The 21774-nt window shown below is 64.2% G+C and carries 15 protein-coding genes; 7 read left to right on the top strand and 8 right to left on the bottom strand.

Annotated features, from left to right (window positions below; genetic code table 11):
* Positions 1-13: 13 nt before the first annotated feature.
* The 3 genes from BI347_RS19520 to BI347_RS19510 form a co-directional block, all read right to left on the bottom strand.
* Positions 14-523, bottom strand: coding sequence for a putative pterin-binding protein (locus BI347_RS19520; RefSeq protein WP_071116824.1), 510 nt, complete (start codon positions 521-523; stop codon positions 14-16).
* A gap of 31 nt (positions 524-554) precedes the next feature.
* Positions 555-1760 carry an EAL domain-containing response regulator gene (locus tag BI347_RS19515; protein ID WP_071116823.1) on the bottom strand — a complete coding sequence of 402 codons (1206 nt, stop codon included), beginning with the start codon at positions 1758-1760 and terminating at the stop codon, positions 555-557.
* Between the two features lie 87 nt (positions 1761-1847).
* On the bottom strand, positions 1848-2168 hold the full coding sequence (locus tag BI347_RS19510) for a hypothetical protein (protein ID WP_071113560.1): 321 nt from the start codon (positions 2166-2168) through the stop codon (positions 1848-1850).
* A gap of 368 nt (positions 2169-2536) precedes the next feature.
* Between BI347_RS19510 and BI347_RS19505 the strand changes: the two genes are divergently transcribed.
* Complete coding sequence (locus tag BI347_RS19505) at positions 2537-4138, top strand: NAD(P)/FAD-dependent oxidoreductase (RefSeq protein WP_071113561.1); 1602 nt, start codon at positions 2537-2539, stop codon at positions 4136-4138.
* A gap of 86 nt (positions 4139-4224) precedes the next feature.
* Here the strand turns inward: BI347_RS19505 and BI347_RS19500 are convergent, their stop codons facing one another.
* Together BI347_RS19500 and BI347_RS19495 are read right to left on the bottom strand one after the other, a co-directional pair.
* Positions 4225-4668 (bottom strand): cytidine deaminase, encoded by a 444-nt coding sequence (locus tag BI347_RS19500; protein ID WP_071113562.1) that lies wholly within the window; start codon positions 4666-4668, stop codon positions 4225-4227.
* 92 nt (positions 4669-4760) lie between these two features.
* Positions 4761-5690 carry an ArgP/LysG family DNA-binding transcriptional regulator gene (locus tag BI347_RS19495; RefSeq protein WP_071113568.1) on the bottom strand — a complete coding sequence of 310 codons (930 nt, stop codon included), beginning with the start codon at positions 5688-5690 and terminating at the stop codon, positions 4761-4763.
* Positions 5691-5910: 220 nt separating this feature from the next.
* Here BI347_RS19495 and BI347_RS19490 point away from each other — a divergent pair, with 220 nt between their 5' ends.
* Together BI347_RS19490 and BI347_RS19485 are read left to right on the top strand one after the other, a co-directional pair.
* Positions 5911-8289, top strand: coding sequence for an EAL domain-containing protein (locus tag BI347_RS19490; protein WP_071116822.1), 2379 nt, complete (start codon positions 5911-5913; stop codon positions 8287-8289).
* Between the two features lie 66 nt (positions 8290-8355).
* Positions 8356-8991, top strand: a complete 636-nt coding sequence (locus tag BI347_RS19485) for a LysE/ArgO family amino acid transporter (RefSeq protein ID WP_071116821.1) — start codon at positions 8356-8358, stop codon at positions 8989-8991.
* Here BI347_RS19485 and BI347_RS19480 read toward each other — a convergent pair.
* Positions 8961-9818 carry a LysR family transcriptional regulator gene (locus BI347_RS19480; protein WP_071116820.1) on the bottom strand — a complete coding sequence of 286 codons (858 nt, stop codon included), beginning with the start codon at positions 9816-9818 and terminating at the stop codon, positions 8961-8963. The two genes, BI347_RS19485 and BI347_RS19480, sit on opposite strands and share 31 nt — an antisense overlap.
* A gap of 110 nt (positions 9819-9928) precedes the next feature.
* On the opposite strand from BI347_RS19480, the gene BI347_RS19475 reads away from it, so the two are divergent.
* The 3 genes from BI347_RS19475 to BI347_RS19465 all read left to right on the top strand — a co-directional run bounded on the left by BI347_RS19475 (position 9929) and on the right by BI347_RS19465 (position 12141).
* Positions 9929-10651, top strand: coding sequence for an SDR family oxidoreductase (locus BI347_RS19475; protein WP_071116819.1), 723 nt, complete (start codon positions 9929-9931; stop codon positions 10649-10651).
* A gap of 219 nt (positions 10652-10870) precedes the next feature.
* Positions 10871-11422, top strand: a complete 552-nt coding sequence (locus tag BI347_RS19470; protein ID WP_071116818.1) for a neutral zinc metallopeptidase — start codon at positions 10871-10873, stop codon at positions 11420-11422.
* 2 nt (positions 11423-11424) lie between these two features.
* Positions 11425-12141, top strand: coding sequence for a hypothetical protein (locus BI347_RS19465; RefSeq protein WP_139167270.1), 717 nt, complete (start codon positions 11425-11427; stop codon positions 12139-12141).
* Positions 12142-12161: 20 nt separating this feature from the next.
* Here BI347_RS19465 and pbpC read toward each other — a convergent pair whose 3' ends face one another.
* Both pbpC and BI347_RS19455 read right to left on the bottom strand, forming a co-directional pair.
* On the bottom strand, positions 12162-14357 hold the full coding sequence (gene pbpC, locus BI347_RS19460; RefSeq protein WP_083339067.1) for a penicillin-binding protein 1C: 2196 nt from the start codon (positions 14355-14357) through the stop codon (positions 12162-12164).
* A complete protein-coding gene (locus BI347_RS19455) occupies positions 14347-20031 on the bottom strand; it encodes an alpha-2-macroglobulin family protein (RefSeq protein ID WP_071116816.1) in 5685 nt (1894 codons plus the stop codon). The genes pbpC and BI347_RS19455 overlap by 11 nt, the downstream gene beginning before the upstream one ends.
* A 415-nt stretch (positions 20032-20446) precedes the next feature.
* On the opposite strand from BI347_RS19455, the gene tig reads away from it, so the two are divergent.
* Entirely contained in the window at positions 20447-21754 is a 1308-nt protein-coding gene (gene tig, locus BI347_RS19450; RefSeq protein WP_071114093.1) for a trigger factor, read from the top strand.
* The last annotated feature ends 20 nt before the right edge of the window (positions 21755-21774 follow it).

Here is a 21774-nt window from a genome sequence, read left to right as displayed (position 1 = left end):
GCCGCGCATGTTCTTATTCCACTTGCAGGGTTTTCAACTGCCAGGCTGAGCGGTTGTAGTAGATTTCCGAGCGCAGCGCCGCCTGGCTGTCGTATGGATAGACGATGAACAGCGGCCCCTTGTCGCGCACCGGCATCGGCTTGTCGTTCAGCAGTCGCGCCAGCACGACGTTGAAGCGGGTGACATCCTCCAGCGGGATGTCGGTCTTGTAGTCGTTGAGCGCGATCGCCTTGAGCGATTTCCCCCTGGCGCCGACCAGCGCCAGCACATCCTGCAGATAGGGGCCGGTGAATTTGCTGATGCCCGGCAGCCAGGGCGTGTGGGTGGCGATGGTATGCTGCGGCAGCTTGCTAAGCATGGCCATGTCGAATACCGCGTCGTTGTCGCGGTTCTTGTTGCTGATCTGGCCGCGGATGGTCAGCACCACCTTGCCGGTGGGCTGGTCCAGTATCGGATCGGCATGGGCGCACGGGGCAATAAGCGGCAGGGCGAATATCAGGAGAATGCGATGCAGTTTTTGCATGATGAAACTCCTCTGGTCGGCGGGTTTTGACTTATATCGGATGCTGGTCCGCGGCAATGGCCGGCAAGGGAAAGACGCCCTGGTGCTTCAGCAGCCAGCGGCGGAAGCTCTCGGCGTCCACCGGCGGCGAAATGTACGATCCCTGCACGACTTCCACCCCCAGGCTGCGGCACAACAGCCATTCGGCAAGCGAGGCGACGCCTTCCGCCACCACCTTCAGGCCGAGCTGGCGTCCAAGCTCGGCGCTGGCGCGCAGGATGGATGCGTTGGTGGGGTTTTGCGCGGCGTCGATGACGAAGCCCTTGTCTATCTTGAGTTCGGTGAAGGGGAAGCGCGATAGCCTGTCCATGCTGGCAAATCCGGTGCCGAAATCGTCTATCGCCAGGCCGGCGCCTTTGAGCCGCAGGCGCGACAACACTTCCAGAGCCCTGATGGGGTGGGCCATCAGGCTATTCTCGGTGGCCTCGATGGTCAGCCGCGACATCGGGAACCGGTTGGCCTCGAGAATGGCCTCGAAGTCGGCGACCAGTCCGGTTTCGCCCAGCGATGCCATCGACAGGTTGATCGACATGTCCAATTGCGGATCGGGCAGCTTCGCCATCATGCGTGTGGCATCGCACAGCAGGCGTTTGGTGAGCTCGGTGATCAGGCCAGAGCCCTCGGCTAGTTCGATGAATTGCTGCGGACCGGTGAGGCCAAGCCGGGGATGCTGCCAGCGGGCCAAAACCTCGACCGAGCGGATTTTGCCTGATTCCATCTCAACTTGCGGTTGGAAGAATGGGAGGAATTGGCCCTTTTCGATGCCGGCGCGCAATTCCTCTTCGGTGGGATGGCTGATGTTGATGGAGTGGCGGATGGCGGGAGGAGGCTGGCTGATCAGTTCCAGCAGGTGCTGGCGATTGACCGGCTTGGGCAGCACGCCGGCCAGCCACAGATCGTATAGCCTCGCCAGCTCTGCCACCGACTCCAGCACCCGTCCGTCGAAGCCGCTGGAGATCAGCAGTTTGCCCTGGTAGCAACGCTCTCCCAGGTGCCGCACAAATTCGATACCATCCATCCGCGGCATGTCAAGGTCGCAGCAGATCACGTCGAAATTCCGGTCGCCGGCATCCAACTGGATCAGTGCGTCAATGCCATCGTTCGCCACTACGACATTGTCATTGCCAAGCCGGTTCAGCACCATGACCAGAAACTGCTGAGATACGGCATCGTCATCCACGACCAGTATCCGGTGCATTGCCTCTCCTTGGCGGAATCGCGCGGCTGCGAGCGCGCGTTCTGCATTATAGAGGGCATTCCGGACCCGCCTTCCGGCCGTTGGCGGCTAAGCGGCCTGGCCTATGTCCAGTTGACGTATCTTGCCATTGGCGTCGAGGTGGAATTTGAAATAGGTATCAAAATCCCCCCAGCGATCGCTATGGAAGGCGCCATAGATGTCCAGCCCCTGGTTCTCTACCCTGTCGATGCGGGTAAAACGCTCGTGGCCCATCGCGCTTTCGCTGAATTTCTGGAAATTGGCCGGAAGACCGTCGTCGGTCAGCTTGGCGTCCGCGCTGAACTGCGCGATCCAGGCGGCGTGGTCGCCTTGCTGCAAGGCCTGCACGGCAAGGCGTACGGTAAGGTGGGGCAGAATCGCCAAATCCATCTATGTCTCCTGATTGGGCAAAGCCAACCGCCGCCTTTCCCGGCATCCTGGCCTGGCGCGTATGGCTTTGCGTATTTCTAACCGGCACGCAAAGCGTACGCAGCTTGCCATTTCTCAGTCTACAGGCGTTCTGCATGCCGTTCCCGGCCAGCCTGGCTTGACTGGGTGGGTTCTTGCCGTCTGACAATGAGGGGCAGGACAGGGAGGGCGTTGCAGCGATAACGCGCATACGATCAGGCAAGAACCACAGTACGCTATAGCCAAAGCCCGGCGGGAATGCAATCCGACGCAGTTGCCGTGCCGGATGCGCGGTTTGCCGCTACAATGTCGCCTCGTTGAATAGACACCAACCCGGTACTGGATTTGTTATGTTGCGTATTACCGAACTGAAGCTGCCGCTGGACCACACTGAGCAGGAGCTCGCCGAGCTGATTTGCGGCTATCTGAAAGTGGCGGCGGACGATGTTCGCGGCTTTACCGTATTCAAGCGCAGCTACGATGCGCGCAAGGGCGTGATGAGCCTGGTCTACATCGTCGATGTGGACGTAGCGAACGAGGACAAGCTGCTGGTCCGCTTCAAGGGCGACCGGCGGGTGATGCCCGCGCCGGACACCAATTACTACTATGTGGCGCAGGCGCCCGAAACTCTGAAGCAGCGGCCGCTGGTGGTGGGTTTCGGGCCCTGCGGCATTTTCGCCGCGCTGCTCTTGGCGCAGATGGGCTTCAAGCCCATCGTGCTGGAGCGCGGCAAGGAAGTGCGCCAGCGCACCAAGGATACCTGGGGCCTGTGGCGCAAGAGCGAACTCAACACCGAATCCAACGTCCAGTATGGCGAAGGCGGCGCCGGCACCTTTTCCGACGGCAAGCTGTACAGCCAGATCAAGGACCCGCGCCATCTGGGGCGCAAGGTGCTGACCGAGTTCGTCAAGGCCGGCGCGCCGGAAGAAATCCTCTATATCGCCAAGCCCCACATCGGCACCTTCCGTCTGGTGAGCATGGTGGAAAACATGCGCGCCGAGATCGAGGCGCTGGGCGGCGAGATCCGCTTCCAGCAGCGCGTGGACGATCTGATCCTGGACAATGGCCAGGTGCGTGGGGTCCGGCTGGCCGATGGCAGTGAAATCTTGAGCGACCACGTGGTGCTGGCGCTGGGCCACAGCGCGCGCGACACCTTCCAGATGCTGGAAAAGCGCGGCGTCTACATGGAGGCCAAGCCGTTTTCCATCGGCGTGCGCATCGAGCATCCGCAGTCGCTGATCGATCAGGCGCGTTGGGGCAAGTACGCCGGCCATCCGATTTTGGGCGCGGCCGACTACAAGCTGGTGCATCACGCCAGCAATGGCCGCGCGGTGTACAGCTTCTGCATGTGCCCGGGCGGCACGGTGGTGGCGGCCACCTCGGAAGAGAAGCGCGTGGTCACCAACGGCATGAGCCAGTACTCGCGCAACGAGCGCAACGCCAACTCCGGCTTCGTGGTCAGCATTTCGCCTGAGGACTATCCGGGCGGCCCGCTGGCGGGCCTGGACTTCCAGCGCGAATTGGAGAGCAAGGCCTATGAGCTGGGCGGCGGCGATTACTTCGCGCCGGCGCAGCTGTTGGGCGACTTCATGGCCGGCAAGGCATCCACTCAGCTGGGTTCGGTGGAGCCGTCCTACAAGCCGGGGGTGACGATGACCGACCTGGCCCGCATCCTGCCCGATTTCTGCGTCGAGGCGATGCGCGAGGCGATTCCGCACTTCGCCCGTCAGATCCGCGGCTACGATCTGCAGGATGCGGTGCTGACCGGCCTGGAAACCCGCACCAGCTCGCCCTTGCGCATCACCCGCGGCGACGATCTGCAAAGCCTCAATGTCAAGGGCCTGTTCCCGGCGGGCGAGGGCGCGGGTTACGCCGGCGGCATCTTGTCGGCGGGCGTGGACGGCATCAAGATCGCCGAGGCGGTGGCGCAGGCTATCGTTGCCGGGCGCTGATTCGGCGCAAGGCCGCTACCCCGGTGGAAAGACAAAAACGGAAGCCCTCGGCTTCCGTTTTCATTTGTCGAGCCTTGGGCTGCCAGTCAGGTTTGCGGGACGGCATCCGCCAAATTTCTGGGACCGAAGGCGCCTGGCAGCAACGCGTCCAGCGTGCTGTCTATGACACTGTTGCCATCGCAGATGGCGCGCACCCGCATCGCGGGGCCGAATTCGTTCAGCACCTGGCGGCAGGCGCCGCAAGGCGGGGTGGGGGTGGCGGTGGGCGTGTAGATGCAGACCGCCACCACCTCCTGCATGCCGTGGTTGACGCGCGCGGCGTAGACGGCGGTGCGCTCGGCGCAGTTGCCCAGGCTGTAGGACGCGTTTTCCACGTTGCAGCCGGTATGTATCCGGCCGCAGCTGTCCAGGATGGCGGCGCCGACCGAGAACTTGCTGTATGGCGCATAGGCCTGGCTGGCGGCCTGCCGCGCGGCCTGTTCCAGTTCGGCCCATTGTTCGTTGCTGGGTACGTGTTGCTTGCTGGTCATGCTGCCTCCATAAAACCAGGTCGGCGACGGATGATGCGCCAGGGGAATGGCCTTGTCAATCCGCGCGGTCCGCTGGCATCCAGTGTGTATTCTCAGCAAGATTCTCCGCCGCTTGCCGCGCCGGGGTCCTTGTCCTGGCGCAAATGGCGGCCGCAATAATTCAGCATCGCCTCGGTCAGCGCCTGCGACAGGCTGGACTCCACCCGCCAGTGGTGCCAGTACAGCGGGATGTCCAGGTGTCTGCCGGGAAACAGGTCCACCAGCCGTCCGCTGGCCATGTCGTCGTCCAGCATCAGCTCCGGCAGCAGGCTGTAGGCCAGGCCTTGCCGCGTCAGCTCGACGAAGCCCTGGGCCGTGGGCACGGTCATGCAGGGAAAGTGGCCTTCATAGCCGGCGGCCTGAAGCAGGAACTGGCCGTGCACGGCATCCTTGCGGCTGAAGATGATGCTGGGCGCGCGCGCCAGCGCGGCGTGGCTGACGCCGTCCGGAAAATGGCGATCTGCGAACTGCGGCGTGGCCAGGCATCGATAGCGCATGGCGCCCAGATAGTGCTGGATGCCGCTCTGTATCGGCACCGGACGCGTGCTGACGCAGCCTATCACATGGCCGGTGCGCATCAGTTCGTGGGTGTGGTCCTGATCGTCAACCACGATGTCCAATAGCAGGTCGTTTTTCTCCAGTGCCGGCGCTACCGCCTGCAGATACCAGGTGGCCAGGCTGTCGGCGTTGACGCCGATGGCCAGGGTGGTGAACTCGCGCTGGCGCGGGGCCGGGCTTAGCTGTTGCAGCAGCTGGTTTTCCATCAGCAGCAGTTGTTGATAGTGCCGCAGCAGCTGGCGGCCGGCTTCGGTGGCCTCTGCCGGCGCGGTGCGGGTGAGGACTGGCTGGCCGAGGTTCTCCTCCAGCTGGCGGATGCGTTGCGAGACCGCGGACTGGGTCAGAAACAGCTTTTTCGCCGCCTTGTCGAAGCCGCCGGTTTCCGCTACCGCCGCAAGGGTCTGCAATTGTCGGGGATCAAGCACCAAATGCTTTCAGATGGAATAAAGGGTGGTTGTCTGATTAATAATGCCCGTGCACTTGCTTAAAAGCCAGTGTCGTGGCATTTTGGCAGGCTTCGGCGCAAGGAGGCTGTTTTTTCTTGCCTGCCGACAATAATCGCCTGCTCATGGGCAGGGGGGCAAGACAGCAAGGGGCGCGCATCGGCAGGATCGCGCCCTGGCCACGACAGGCGCAGAGAACAAGATGCAGACGGATAATATGGCGCTCCTGGCAGGCATGTGCCGCTTTATCGGTATCCGGACCGAACACCTGGCGCAATTGTCGCTCCAGGCCGATGCCTGCTTGGCAAGGCGCGAGCTGCTGGGCAAGGAGTTGTACTGGCACTTGCTGAAGAGCCCCGATGAGGCCGAGCGGTTGCAGCGGCACCATGGCGCCGCCCTGCAGGCCGTGGCCGATCGCTTGTTGCTGGAGTGGGAAACCCTGCTGCGTTCGCCGTTGGACGAGGCGGGTGCGCAGCGGCTGGCGGAGCAGGGCGAGCTGTATTGCCAGCTCGGCGTCAGCATGGGCTGGCTGTTGGGCCTGTACGAGCGCTGCCAGCTGCATTTGCTGGCCAGCGTTGACGCCGCGGAAATGGACGCCGCCGTCCGCGGCGCGCTGGCACGTCTGCTGCGCAAGCGCATTCTGCTGGACCAGATGCTGAAGACGCATGGCTACCAGCGTTTTTTGCACGGCGAGGTGGTTCGCCGGCGCGAGCATTTCCTGAACATGTCCGGCCTGTATTCCACTCTCAGCGGCGTCAGCCTGGCTTTAGCCGATAGCGTCGACCGCCGCAGCATGCTGCAGGCGGTGTGCGATGCCTGCGTGCGCGAGGCCGGATTCGGCATCGCTTGGGTCGGCCTGCTGGACTCCTCCAGCCAGCATGTCCAGATGGCGGCGCTGGCCAATGGCGGCATGGCGCCCTTCGCCGACACCCTGCGGATTTCCGGCGACTCGGGCGACGCCTATGGCGGCGGCCCCAGCGGGCGCGCCATCCGCAGCCGCGTGGCCCAAGTGGTCAACAACGCCCAGGCCGATCCCACCCTGCAGCCCTGGCAGGATGTGCTGCGCCGCTATGGCATCAACAGCCTGTTGGTGGCTCCGTTGCAGGTTCGCGGCGCTGTGGTGGGCACGCTGTCCTTGTATTCCGATCAGCCCGGTTTTTTCGATCAGGCCAAACTGGCCTTGTTCGACGTGATGGCGCGCGAGATAGGCCGCGCGCTGGAGCGGCACGAGGCGCTGGAGCGCAGCCATCGCGCCGAAACCGAGCTGGCCTTCCTGGCCCAGCACGATGCGCTGACCGGTTTGCCCAATCGCAGCCAGATGCAGGATTTGATCGACCGCTTGTTGCGCGCCCGCTTCAACGACAGCCAGGTGGCGGTGATGGCGATCGCGACGGAAGGCTTTCACGAGATCAACGCCCGCCTGGGTTATGAAGGCGGCGACGTGGTGTTGTGCGAGATGGCGCGGCGGCTGCGTCAGGCCATTTATCCGTTTGGCTATGTTGGACGGGTGGGGGCTTCCCGCTTCATCGCTTGCTCCGAACGCATGGACCAACTGCAGCCTCTGGTGGATGCGGTGTTGCAACGCCTGCCGCAGCCGGTGGACGCGATGGGCGTGGCAGTGGAGATCCGCTGCAGCGTGGGTGTGGCGGCGAGCGGCGTCTGCCCCTGCGATGCTGCCACCTTGCTGCGGCGGGCCGATTTGGCGCTGAGCCGCGCCAGGGAATTGGGCGGCGGCCATTTCCGCCATTACGACGCGGCGATGGACGAGGAGATCCACAAGCTGCACGCGCTGCGCAGCGCTTTTGCTCGGGCCATTCCGCGCGGCGAACTGGTGCTTTACTACCAGCCCAAGATCAATTTGCTGAACCACCGCATCGAAGGCGCGGAAGCGCTGGTGCGCTGGGCCCGCGACGGCCAGCATGTGGCGCCGGGCGAGTTTTTCCCGGCGATAGAGCATACCGAGCTGATGCGAGAGCTGGACTGGTGGGTGCTGCGCGAAGCGGTGCGCCAGGCGGCGGAGTGGCGCCAGCAGGGGCAGTCGATCCCGGTCAGCGTCAACATCTCCGCCGCCACGCTCAAGCACGACGATTTCCTGCGCACGCTGGAGGTCCTGCTGGAAACCAACCCGCTGCCGACCGGCTTTCTGGAGCTGGAGGTGCTGGAGAGCGTCACCCAACAGGAAGCGGAGCAGGTCACCGCCAAGCTGGAGCGCTGCCGCGACCTGGGCCTGTCCATCGCGCTGGACGACTTCGGCACCGGCGCTTCCTCGCTGGTGCATCTGCAGCAATTGCCATTCGACACCATCAAGATAGACCAGCGTTTCGTGCGCCTGCTGCTGGACATGCCGGGCAACGAAGCCATCATCCGCAGCATGGTATCCTTCGCCCACTATACCGGCCGCAAGCTGGTGGTGGAGGGGGTGGAGAGCCGCGCCATCTGGAACCGCTTGCTGGAAATCGGCTGCCATGACGGCCAGGGCTATGGCATTTCCCCGCCCTTGGCCGCGGCGGAGCTGCCGGAGTGGATGCTCAATTGGGAAAAGCGCGATGGAGCGGTTATTAATTATCCTTATGTATCATGATTTTTATTAGTTTTACTAAAGAATAACCGCCAGGTAGTCTGTCTGCGAATCATTTGGGAGCAGGCAGTGTTCAATTTCAGCGTATTTCTTTCCGCCCTGGGAATTTCTTTCAGCCAGATCGTGGGCATCGGCCCGCAAAACGCCTATGTGCTGCGCCAGGGCATAGGCCGCAGCCATGTGCTGCCCATCGTGCTGATCTGCATCGTCGCCGATATTTTGCTGATCGCCAGCGGCGTATTGGGCATGGGCAAAGTGGTGGCGGGCATTCCGGGCTTTGTCGGCGTGGTGACCTGGGCCGGCGCCGCCTTCATCCTGTGGCTGGGGTTCAAATCCTTTCGCGCCGCCTTCTCGGCGGGGGCAATGACGCTGGAGGGCAGTGTGGAGCGCGACCGCAAGCGCGCCATCCGCACCATCCTGGTAGTAACGCTGCTCAATCCCTATGTCTGGCTTGACACCGTGGTGCTGATCGGCAGCGTGTCTTCGGTGTATGGCGAACACGGCGCGGTTTCTTTCCTGCTGGGCAGCCTGTGCGCCTCGGTGCTGTGGTTCGGCGCCATCGGCCTGTTTGCCGGAAAGCTGGCGCCGTTGTTCCAGAAACCGTCCAGCTGGAAGGTGCTGGATTGCGTGATCGGCTGCGTGATGCTGTTCACTGCGGCGATGTTGATCGGCAATTATGGCTTGTCGGCTTCTTTGCCCTTGTGAGCGGCGGCTGACAGATAGGCGAGCAGCGCCTGCAGCGCAGGCAGGTCCTGTGCTTGGGCCGCGTAGCACAGTCCGACCCGGCGCGACAGCGTGGCGCCGGCCAACGGGATGGCGGCCAGGGCGTCATTGCCGCTCAGCAGCGATGCGGGCAGCAATGCCAATCCCAGTCCGGCTGCCACCATATGCGCTGCCAGGCGCAGGCTGCTGGCCTGAGCCGCCAAGGCCAGGCCCGGTGCCACCGCGCCGTGCAAGTCCAGTAGGCGCTGGTGTGCGGAGTTTTCCGGACAAGTGATCCAGTCGCTGTCCGACAGCTCCGCCATCTCCACGCGTTCTCCGCCTGCCAATGGATGGCTGCTTGGCACGGCCAGCACGAAATCCTCCTCCCACAATGCGACGAACAGCTCGTCCTCGCAGCGGCTGTCCTCCGCGGCTAGTCGCGCGTCTCCGGCGCACCCCTCCCGAACATTCAGCAGGATGGCCGCGGAGGCCTGGGCTGTCATGGCCAGGAAATGCTCCAGTTGCCGCCGGCCTACTTCCACCTCCACACCTATCGTCAGCGGCAGGCAATCGTGTTTCTGGCGGAACATCCGCGCCAGCGCCTCGGCTTGCGCCACCAGCCGCCTGGCTTGCGGATAGAGCAAGCGGGCCTCTTCGCTAACCGCTACTCCGCGCGGCAGCCGCTCAAACAGTTTGACGCCGAGCGCTCCCTCCAGCTGGCGGATGGTGACGGACAGCGTCGGTTGCGCAAGGAACAGCCGTTGTGCCGCAAGCGTGATGCTGCGCTCCTCGAAGACGGCGATGAAGGCTTTGAGTTGTCGAATATCCATAGAAATTAACGATGTCAGCTAGAGATTTTTATCATTTTTCAGCAGATTGTTGCCAGGAATATACTCTATCCATGTTGTAAGTATCGTATTTTTCTATGGATGAAATTCGCATGAGAAAACCCCTGATCGTCATTACTGGCGCCAGCTCAGGCATAGGCGCCGCCACCGCCCGTCTGTTCTCCGAGGCTGGCCACCCGCTGCTGTTGCTGGCACGCCGCATCGACCGCCTGGAGGCGCTGCGCTTGCCGGACACCATGTGCCGACAGGTGGACGTGAGCGACCGCGCGGCGGTGCTGGCGGCGCTGGCGGAGGCCGAGGCCTGCTTCGGTCCGGCTGACGCCATCGTCAATAATGCCGGCGTAATGCTGCTGGGCGCGATAGCGGGGCAGGATCCGGACCAATGGCAGGCCATGCTGGATGTCAATGTCAAAGGCCTGCTCAACGGCATCCATGCCGTGCTGGCCGGCATGCTGGCGCGTGGCCGCGGCTCCATCATCAATATCAGCTCCATTGCCGGGCGCAAAACCTTTCCCAATCACGTGGCCTACTGCGGCACCAAGTTCGCCGTGCACGCGATCTCGGAAAACCTGCGCGAGGAAGTCGCCGGCAGCGGCGTGAGGGTGATCACCATCGCGCCGGGCGCGGTGGAAACCGAATTGTTGGGCCATACCACCGACGAGGCCATCAAGGCGGGTTACCAAGAGTGGAAGCAGGGCATGGGCGGCGTGCTGGATGCGCAGGATGTGGCCGAGGCCATTGCCTACGCTTATGCCCAGCCGCAGCGGGTATGCATCCGCGAGATCGTGCTGGCGGCAACCGGCCAGGCGGCCTGAGCGACGCTAGTCCGACGGGCCGGGAAGCGGGTCGACGCTTGCGCCGGCCCGTTTTTTAACAAGTCTTCATCGATATTGTCTGAAGTAAATTTGAATAACTCATATGCATAAAATGAGCATATTAAATCTAATTTTCAGGAGAAATAATTCTTTCAAAATGATTTATTTATATCGCATAACAAAATCTCCATGATGTGACAAACCAAGGAGAAAGAGATCATGACAAAAAAAATCCTCAACGCGCTTGCGCTTGGTGCGGTCCTGGCAGGCCAGGCATCCAGCGTGCTGGCCATGCCGGTGAGCAATGCCTACATCCAGTCCAGCGCCACTGAGATCCGCGGACAGCTGGGTTCGTACTCCCGCCCGACGGTGTATGTGGACCAGTCGGCCTGCGGCGAGGGACAGGCCAGCGCGATGGCCTGCGGCCCGTATACCATCAGCGTGGGCGTCGACTTCCTGCAGCAGCAGGAGAGCAGCTATGGCAACTACGTGGCCAAGTTCATCCTGGCGCACGAGTGGGGCCACACCATCCAGTTCACCCGCGGCATCAACCGCCAGCCGCCGATGCAGGAATTGCAGGCCGATTGTGTGGGCGGCACTTTCGCCAAGTACGCCGAGACCAATCTGCGTTATCCCAGCTTCATCGAAAACGCCGTCGCCTCGGCCCGCGACGCCGCGGATTACGCCGAGCACGGCACGCCGTCGCAGCGCGATTACTACTCGCGCTACGGCTACGCCAACGGCCTCAACACCTGCCTGAGCCGGATCTGATCATGAAAGGCGCACCCTTGTTGCTCGTCGCCGCCGTTGGGACGGCGGTGGCGGCGGGCTGGTTGTGGGGGCCGCGCGCGCTGAGTGTCGGCGGCGGAGCGATGCTGGCGTCGCAGCCCGCCTCCAGCCCGGCGGCCAGCCAGGCGGCCTCGCGCGCAGCAGCGGTTGGCGGCTCTAATGGCCTGAGCTTTGCCGTAGGGGGCGATCCCGGCGCGGGAGCGCAGTCGGCAGGCATGCCGCAGGAGACGGCGGCCGAACGTCAGCGCAAGCAGCAATTGCGCAAGCTGGGCTATCAGATCGACGCGCGCTACTACCAGATGCCGTTGTCGCAGCTGCGCGAACTGGCGAAGCAGGGAAACGTGCAGGCGCTGACGCATCTGGCCGAGCGCTACCTGTTCCAGTTGGACGGCCATCCGCGCGAACCGGATTATGAGGCCGGTTTCAGCTACCGCGAAGAAGCGAGGGCTGTGCTGCAGCAGGCGTATGCGTTGGGCAATATGCACGCGGCGGCGATGATCTCGGAAAGCTATCTGCTGGAGAAGCAGCCGCAGGAGGCCGCGGCCTGGAATCTGGTGGCGCGGCGTTCCGGCGATACCCTCAGCGCCGACTGGTTCCTCAAAACCAAGGACTACCAGGCGCTGACCGACCAGCAGAAAGCCGGCGCGGCGCAGCAGGCGGATCGGCTGATGCAGTCGCTGCAGCAGCGCAAGCCCGCTTGAATCGTTGCAATCGCGGCGCTTCAGCGGAGTTTGGGCCTTGCTGTGGCGCCGCGCACTTCAAACCGCACCTTTTCCACGCTCCTGCCATCGCCGGCGCGCAGTTCCAGTTGATGGCGTCCAGGCCAGGGAAACCAGGCCAGCTCCGCGCCATTGCCCAGTTTTTTCCCATCCAGCCACCATTGAGGTCGGCTTACGCCGCGCGCGCGCAGCACCATGCGCTGGTTGGCCGGCGGGATGTCCGGGTCCAGCGCGAAGATGCTGCCATCCACCGGCGCGGCGATGCCCGGCGTCAGGCTGGCGGCGCTGCCGCGCTCTGGCACGATCACGCCGCGTTCGGTGCCGGCCAGAAACCACTCCTGGCGGCTGGCCGCCACGTTGCCTTGATAGCGTACTCGCTGGCGCAGCACGCCGGGAGGCGGCGACGGCGGCTGCGATGGCGGGGCCGACTGTTGCGCCCGGTCCAGCACCGCCTGCCATACCGGCGCGGCGCCATGCATGCCGGACACGTCCCACATCGGCTCGCCGCTGGCGTTGCCTACCCATGCCGCTACCGTGTAGCGGCGCGAGAAGCCCACCCCCCAGTTGTCGCGCATGTCCTTGCTGGTGCCGGTTTTCACCGCGCTCCAGTAGCGGGTGGACAGCGCACTTTCCAGGCCGAAGGTGAGGGCGCGGGCAGTGCGGTCGGATAGGATGTCGGCGATGATAAAGCTGCTGGCGGCGTCCAGCAGCCGCTGTGGCTTCGGTCTGGCGTCGCCTGTCGTCCAGCGCGGCGCGCTGGCCAGGCCCTGATTGGCCAGGGTGCGGTAGGCGTTGGCCAGGTCCAGCAGCCGGATATCGGCCGCGCCAAGGGCCAGGCTGTAGCCGTAATAGTCGCCGTCCTGCTGCAGACTGGTGAAGCCCAGCTGGTACAGCCTATCGCGCAAGGCGTCGGGGCTGACCATTTCTATGGTCCGCACTGCGGGGATGTTGAGCGAGGAGGCGAGCGCGGTGCGCACCGGCACCAGGCCCTTGAAGTCCTTGGAGTAGTTTTGCGGCGCGTACAGGCCGGAGCCGGTTTGCAGGTCCAGCGGGCTGTCGTCCAGCAGCGAAGCTGCGGTCAGATAGCGTTTTTGCAACGCCAGCTGGTACAGGAATGGCTTCAAGGTGGAGCCGGCCTGGCGCAGAGAGGTGACGCCGTCCACCTGGGCGGCATTGGACAGGCCGCGGCCGCTGGAGCCTACCCAGGCCAGGATGTCGCCGCTGGCGTTGTCCAGCACTACCAACGCGCCGTCTTGCACATTGCGCTGCGACAGCGCCGCCAGGTGGCGGCGCAACGCGGCGGCGGCGAAGCGCTGCAAGGGCAGGTCCAGCGTGCTGACCACCCGGCTGCCGGCAGGCAGCCGCTGCCTTTGCAACAGTTTTTGCGCAAAGTGGGGGGCGTCCTGCTCGGCCAGCGGATTGGCGGCGCGACCTTGCGCCAGCGCCTGATTGACATGGACCGCCAGCGCCGCGCAGTCGGTTCTGCGGCCCATGTCCTGCTGGATGCGGCAGGCGCGGCCGGACACTTTGTCCGGCGCGGCGTTGGGCGCGCGGATCAGCGCCACCGCGATGGCCGATTCCTCCAGGTTCAATCCGGCCGGCAGCTTGCCGAACAGGGTGGCGGACATCGCCGACAAGCCTACCAGTTCGCCGCGGAAGCCTACCAGATTGAGATAGGCCTCCAGGATCTGCGCCTTGCTCCAGTGTTGCTCCAGCCAGGCCGCGGACCAGGTCTGGCCCATCTTTTGCCAGAGGCTGCGCCCGCCCTTGTTGACCTTCAGATCATCGTCCAGCAGGCCAGCCAGTTGCATGGTGAGGGTGGAGGCGCCGCGGGTGCGGGTGTTCCACACATTGCCCCAGGCCGCCGCAGCCACGCCGGACCAGTCGACGCCGCTGTGCTGATAGAAACGCTTGTCTTCCGACACCACCAGCGCATGGCGGAAAGCGGGTGAGGTGTCGGCAAGCGCCACCCAGTCCAGCCGCCGCGACTGCTTGTCCACCCGCAGCCGCTGCAGCGGCTGGCCGTGGCGGTCCAGGATCACGATGTCGGAGGGTTTCCAATCGGCCTTTACCTGTTGAAAGCTCGGTTGGGCCTGCGCGGGCAGGGCAAGTGCAGAAACCAATAGTCCAAAAAGAGTGAGACCGACAGCAGGGCGCAGCTTAGCCCCGCCGTGACAGTTTGCAGCTTTATTTTGCATCGACAACCTTGAACACCGGGTTGGGCAGCATGCCGAACACCTCCGGCGCGTACATCGCCTCTACCCGCGTCGGCGGCAGCTTGAAGGCGCCGCGGTTGTTCAGCCGCATCGTGTACTCCACTTTCAGCTCGCCCTTGGGTACGTAGCCGTAGTAGGCACGGTAGCCGGAGAAGCGGCGCTCGATGTAGTCGGCGTAATCGCCGGCGTCGCCGGACTTGGCGTCTATCGCCGAGTCGCGGCCCAGGCCGCCGCCCTGGATGGCGGCGCCGGCCGGGATCGGGTCGTTGACCACCACCCAGCTCATATCGCTCTGCGCATGGATTTCCAAGGTCACCTTTACCACATCGCCAGGCTGGTATTGGCCGGCGGCTTTCTGGCTGACCGGCGTCAGCGTCTTCTTGATGCTGTAGCCGGCGTAGCGCGGCGCCTTCAAGACGATGGCGGCCTCAGCCTGCACGGTGGCCCATGGCGCGCCCGCGCCATTGTGCTTGAGCGTCAGCCTGCCGGGGCCGCCGGCCGGCCATGGCAGCAGGCCCAGCTGCTTGACGCCTTCCTGCGGCCAAGCCTGGCTCAGCCTGGAGCTTCCGAGCTGGGCGCTGGTCTGGCCGGATACTGGCGTGCTCTCGAACTGCCTGGAGAATTGCGCCACCGCCAGTGTGCCCCACAGATTGGCGGTGGTGGTCTGCCAATGCCCTTTTTGCTGTCGGGACAGCAGGCCGGTCAGCAGGCGCGGCATGTCGGCCTGCCAGTCCGGCAGCTTGCGCGCGGTCAGCAGCAGCTTGGCGGCGTTGACGTCGCCGTTGCCCATCAACCACCAGGCATTGTCGCTGGCCTCGGTGCTGAACGCCATCCGCGTGCCCTGGTAAGTCAGGCGCGCGCGCAGCAGGTTGGCGGCCTCGCTCAGCCGCGGGCCGCGTTGCGGGATATCGGCGGCGCGGTTCAGCAAGGACAGCCAGTCCACCAGCATCGCGGTGCCCATTTTTTGCGGATTGAGGTCCAGTACGTCCAGCATCGCCGGGCGGAAGCGGCCGTAGCGCGACAGCGCCTCCATAGCCGTCAGCCGGCGTGCGTCGGCGTCCTGGCGGCTGATGGGCAGGTCGCGCTTGAGCTTGCCTTCGACAAAGGCGGACAGGCCGTCCAGCATCTTGCCGCGCTGGGCGTCGGGGATGTCCGCGCCGGCTTCGTTCGCCGCCGCCAGCACATAGCTGGTGAGGATGTCGCTGCCGCGGTCCGGCGCGCCTTCGCCCAGCGGGAAGTAGGCGGCCAGGCCGTTGCCGTCCAGATAAAGCGGCAACTCGCTCATCAGCTGCTGCCAGCGGGTTTTGTCATCCAGGCCCAGCGCGATGGAGCTCCTCTGTTCCAGGCAGGCGTAGGGGTAGTCCTCGAACCAGCGTTTGACGCCAGGCAGGCTATTGCCGAGCTTGGCCTGCAGGCTGACGCGGATGCCGCCGCGGCCGGGCTGGGCGCCTGGCGGCAACGTCACCGGGATCGACAACTCTGGCGCCACCCTTTGCAGCGTGGCCTGCTCCACCGTCACCGGCACCGCAGGCTCGATTTCCTGGCGGATGGCCAGTTTGTCCGCGGCCTTGCCGTCCACCTGCTGCGCGCTGAAGGTCCACTTCAGCTCCTTGACGTCATTGGGCACGGTCACCGGCCAGGCGACCAGCCGCGATTCGCCCACCGGCAGGCTGAGTTGGCGTGCGGGCAGCGCCGGCAGGCCGGGCGCGTTGGCTTCTACCTTGATGTTGAGCGTCTTGTCGCCGCCGTTGCGCACGGTGACGCCGGCGCTGAATTGGTCGCCCTCGCGCGCCAGGGGCGGGATGCCGGATGACAGCTGCAGGTCCTGAGTGACGTTGAAGCCGGCTTCGCCGGTGCCGAACATGTCATTGCCCGCGTCGGTCACCGCCACCAGGCGGAAGCGGGTCAGCGCGTCGTTGATGGGCACCTTGACATGGACGCTGCCGTTGGCGTCCAGCACCGCCCTGGGCTGCCAGGTGAGCAGGGTGTCCAGCAGTTCGCGCGTCGGCGCCTTGCCGCCGCCGCCGCCCGGCGGCAACGACTTGCGGCCATAGTGGCGCTTGCCCACCACCTCCAGCTGCGCGGTGGAAGTTTCCACACCGTAGCTGTGGCGCTGGTACATCGCCTGCATCAGTTCCCAGCTATGGTTGGGCTGCAGCTCCAGCAGCGCTTCGTCTACCGCGGCGAAGGCGACTTCGGTGCCGGCCGGCGCCGGTTTGCCGCCAGGCAGCCTTACCTTGATAGTGACGTCGGCAGTTTCGCGGATGCCGTAGGTCTTCTTGGCCGGGGTCACTTCCACGGTCAGACGCTTGGCGGCGTCTCCTACTTGTATCTCCGCGATGCCGTATTTGAAAGCCGGACGCGACAGATCCACCATGCTGCCGGGCGGGGTGTAGTCGCCGCCTTCGTTCCAATAGGCGTTCCACCATTCCGACGGCGTCTTCCATCCCCAGGTGAAGAAGGAGTACCACGGCACTTCGCGCACTCGGCCGCGGATGGCCAGCACCGACACATAGACATTCGGGGTCCAGTCCGGCTCAACCTTCAATTCGATGGTGGGATTCTTGCCCTCCAGCTCCACCACGCGGGTTTCCAGGATGCCCTCGCGCTCTATCGCCAGCCAGGCGGTGGCCTTGCGGAACGGCATCCTCACCTGGAAGCGGGCGGTGTCGCCGGGCAGATAGCCGGTTTTCTCCGGCAGTACGTCGATGCGGTCGTTGTTGTCGACGTCGAACCACAGCTCGTCGTGCTGGCTCACCCACACCGATTGCGAGCTCTGGGCGATGTTGCCCTGATCGTCTTTGACCTCGGCGATCAGCTCCATGTCGCCGGCGTCCTTCAGGTTCAGTTCGCAGAACACCAGGCCGCGCCCATCGGTGGCGCCGCTGCAGACCTTGCCCTTGTCGTCGGTTTCCTCGTTGTGGTCCCAGGCGTAGAAACCGCCGACCAGCCGCTTGCGGCTGGACAGGTAGCGGTGTTCGCGCAGAGAGACCTTGACGTCCTTGCCCGCCAGCGGCTTGCCGGCGGTGTCCAGCACCACTGCCTTCATCTGCAACGCCCGGCCGGCGGTGATCCAGCTGTCCACGCTGATGCCCACCTGCACGGCGGCCGGCCACAGCGAGATGCGGCGGGTGATGGTCTGGGTTTCGCCGTTGGGGTCGCGGTAGGCGGCCTCGGTCACCAGATCGTAGCGGCGGTCCAGCTTGGGCAGCTTGTCGACGAGCGCTTTGCCGTTGCCGTTGCCATCCAGCTGGATGGCGGCCTTGTCCAGCACCACCTTGCCGTCCAGCGAGCTTTCGCTGTTCTCGCGGTTGCGTTGCGGCGGCGAGAAGCTGAAGTCGTCGTAGGCCTTCAGGCGTTGGTAACCGTCCGCCAGCATGGCGCTGACCTCAATCGGCCAGCCTTTGGCCGGGCCGCCGTTGCCCCAGGACAGCGACACGTTCAGCGGCAGTTGTTTGGGCGCGATGCCGGCGTTCTTGACGGTCGAGATGCGGCCGGTCATCGCCGGCAGGCGGAACTCCTCCACCCGGAAGCTGCCGCTTTGCAGCGAGTAGCCGTCCAGCTCCGGGCTGGCTGGCTTGCCCTGATCGGCCGGGCCGCGGATGCCCTTGCGCTCCAGATACAGCGAGTACTCTCCCAACTTGGCTTCCTTGGGCAGCGCGTAGCTGCTTTCCGCGTAACGGCCGTTGCGCCAGGTTAGCGGCAGGCTGATTTCGTCGCCGCTGCCGTTGTGGACGATGCGCAGCTGCTGCGGCAGCTGGTTTGGTTTCAGCTGCGTGAGGCCCTTGCCGGCCTGGACCCGCAGCAGGTGTTTCATCGCCACGGTTTCGCCGGCGCGGAACAAGGCGCGGTCCAGAATGCTGTGGGCGATGATGGCCGGGCCGTCGCCGCCTTGGGTCGGAAAGGGAAAGCGCCAGGACTCTATGCCGCGGTTCCAACTGGAGCGGACGAAGGACACGTCCTCGTTGCCCTGCGCGTCCTTGGCGCGGGCGGTAACGAACAGGCCGGACAGTTCTTCGTCCGAGCAGTCGCCTGCCTGCAACGGGCCCTTGACCATTGCCGTGCCCTGGGCGTTGGTCTTGCCGGTCCACAGCGAATTGCCCTTGCAGTTGTAAATGTTGACGCGGGCATCCGGCACGGGCTTGCCCTTGTCCAGTGTCGTCACCCATACCGCGGCGTTTTCGCCGGATTTTTTCAGATGCACCGCCATATTGGTGACCAGCGCGGCGGTGCGCACATACATCGGCTGGTTGGCGGCCAGCAGCGACTTGCCCAGCAGCCTGGACGACACCTCCACCACGTACAGGCCGGGCCTGGGCAGCGGGATGCCCACCACCTCGAACGGCCACTTGCCGTTCTTGTCCGGCTGGGTGGGCAGTTTCAGCGGCACCGCGTCCCGGTTCTTGGCCAGCAAGGACAGGCGGCGGCTTTCCACGGTCTTGCCCTTGCCGGCCGGCAGGGCGCTCTCGTGGTAACGCTGCACCTTGGCCAGCCATTGCATCATGTCGGCGTCGCGGTTCAGGCGCAGCGCCTGGCCGCCCAGTTGCACCGACTTGATGTTGAGGTCGGCCTCCACCCCGCGCAAGGTGATGGGCAAGGCGGCGTCGGCGTCGGATTCGATGATGCCGAATGGGGCGGCGGCGAATTTGGCCAGCGGCGGATAGTCGGCCAGTTTGATGGGCAGCGGGAAGCGTTCCGCGTTGACCAGCGGTCGGCCGACTTCGTCGTTGAAGTCATTCGGCAGTTTCAGCGTCAGGGTTTCCAGCGGCGGGAAGGGGGGGGCGAAGCTGATGCTGTCCACCGGCTCGCCCTTGTTGTGCTGCTCGGCCTGCGGCGCGCGTTCCGCTCCGCCGCCGGACAACCTTGCGGCCTGAGCCAGCTTGGCCGGCACCGGCGAACTGAAATTCAACGTGATGGTCTTGAACGGGATGCAGGCGCCTTTGGCGTTTTCGCGTTGGCAGCTCATGCTGGCGGTGAAGGCCGGGCGCACCTGATACTGCTGCTTGTCCGGCGCGCCGGCGCCGCGCAAGTGCACCAGCGTGAGCTTGCTGTCCGGCGCCAGGCGCTGGTCGCAACGCACGGCCAGCACGTTGACGGCCTGTTTCTCCAGTTTCAGATGTTTGATCAGCGCCGCGCGGTCCGTCTCGGCCAGAGGTTTCACCGGAATGCGTTCCGGCAGGCTGGACGACTGGCAATACAGTGACGACGGCTTGACCTCCGCGGCGTTGAAGCGCAGCACGAAGGCCTGATCTTCCTCGATGCGGCCTTCCGACGGCCAGCTTTCGGCGATGACTGGCTGGCCGGTGTAAAAACGGAAGCCCAAGCCGGCGGCTATGGCGTTGCCCTGCAAGTCCTTCAGGCCCGGTTTGGCCGAGAAGCGGCAGTTGGTATTGGCCGGCGGCGTGTCCCGCACATCCAGTGCCCAGGTCTTGTCATCCACCCAGTGGCCCTTGCCCTTCAAGCCGCAGCTCCAGGCGAAGGGCGCAGGCGCGGCGCTGTTGCCGAGTGCGGTCATGCTGCTGTTGAAGGTGGCGCGCACCTGGCTGACTTCCTTCACTTCCCCTTGTGGGCTGAAGGTGGTGACGCCGGCCGCGGCGGAGAGCTCGGGCAGCGTCAGTCCGGCGAGGATCAAACCTAGGCGCAGCAGTGTTTTCATGGCATCACCATGGTGCGGATTGGACTTTGGACGGGGAGCGGACATGAGACCTGTCATTCTGAACGGATATTTTTCTTGCCCAGGCTGGCGATTTGCATGATTGGGAATCATAGCAGATGGATGGCCGGGCCGGGATGGGCTTGCCGAAATAATCCAGCAATATCAAACAGCAAACTCCCGTTTCAAGCGCCTGGCCGCCGGCGGGTTGCGGCTTCGACGCTTCCTTTGGCCGAAACGCGTTCCCGCACAGGTGCAGACAAGCGCGGGGTGCGTGATATACTGTTTGTTTCGTTGGGTGCGCGGTGTAACTCCGCGCAGCGTCGATCAGCCGCCATCCGGCAAGCGCCGGAAAGGCGGGTGTCTGGCGTCGTACCGTCCCAGATGACCCAAACCCGTCACATTCAAAGGATTTAACATGCAAGTACAGCTGGAAACACTGAGCAATCTTGAGCGCCGGATGGACATCGCCCTGCCGATGGCCGCCATCGACACGCAAGTCGCCGAGCGCCTGAAGCGCGTGGCCCGCGGCGCCAAGATCCAAGGTTTCCGCCCGGGCAAGGCTCCGCTGAAGATCGTGGAGATGAACTATGGCGCCCAGGTGCGTGAAGAAGTGATGGGTGAGCAGGTGCAGCAAGGCTTCTACCAGGCCGTCACCGAGCAGAAGCTGCGCGTTGCCGGCTATCCGCGTTTCGAGCCGGTTGCCGCTGGCGACGACAAAGAAAGCTTCAAGTTTGCAGCCACTTTCGAAGTGTACCCGGAAGTGAAGGTCGGCGAGCTGACCTCCAAGGAAATCGAAAAGCCGGCAGTCACCGTGGGCGACGCCGAAATCGAGAAGACCATCGACATCCTGCGTAAGCAGCGCACCCGCTTCAACCGCGTTGAGCGCGAAGCCGCCGCAGGCGACCGCGTGATCATCGACTTCAAGGGCGCCATCGACGGCGTGGCCTTCGAAGGCGGCTCCTCCGAGAACTTCCCCTTCGTGCTGGGCCAGGGCCAGATGCTGGCCGAGTTCGAAGCCGGCGTCGTCGGCATGAAGGAAGGTGAGATCAAGAGCGTGGAAGTGAGCTTCCCGGCTGACTACCATGGCAAGGACGTCGCCGGCAAGACCGCCGTGTTCGAAATCCTGCTGAAGAACGTGGCCGAGGCCATCCTGCCGGAAGTGAACGAAGAGTTCGCCAAGGCGCTGGGCATCGCCGAGGGTGACGTCGAGAAGATGCGCGCCGAGATTCGCAAGAACGTAGAGCGCGAAGTGAAGCGTCGCCTGCAGGCCCGCACCAAGGAAAACGTGATGCAGGCGCTGATCGACGTTACCGAGATCGAGCTGCCTAAGGCGCTGGTCGGCCTGGAAATCGGCCGCCTGGTCGAGCAGGCCCGCCGCGACATGCAACAGCGCGGCATGGATGTGAAGAACATGCCGTTCCCGCCGGAGCTGTTCACCGCCCAGGCCGAGCGCCGCGTCAAGCTGGGCCTGATCCTGTCGGAAATGGTGGAAGCCAACAAGCTGGAAGCCAAGCCCGAGCAGATCCGTTCGATGATCGTGGAGTTCGCCGACAGCTACGAAGAGCCGGAAGACGTTCTGGCCTGGTACTACGAGAGCCAGGATCGCCTGGAAGGCCCGACTTCGATGGTTCTGGAAGACAATGTGGTTGAATTTGTGCTGTCTCAGGCCAATGTAGTAGAGAAGGCGCTGTCTTTCGATGAACTGATGGGCAGCCAAGCCTGATAACAACTTTGGAGTGGCCG

Origin of the sequence: Chromobacterium sphagni (genome assembly GCF_001855575.1) — a bacterium.
Lineage (GTDB): Bacteria > Pseudomonadota > Gammaproteobacteria > Burkholderiales > Chromobacteriaceae > Chromobacterium > Chromobacterium sphagni.
This window is presented reverse-complemented; position numbering and strand designations above follow the sequence as displayed.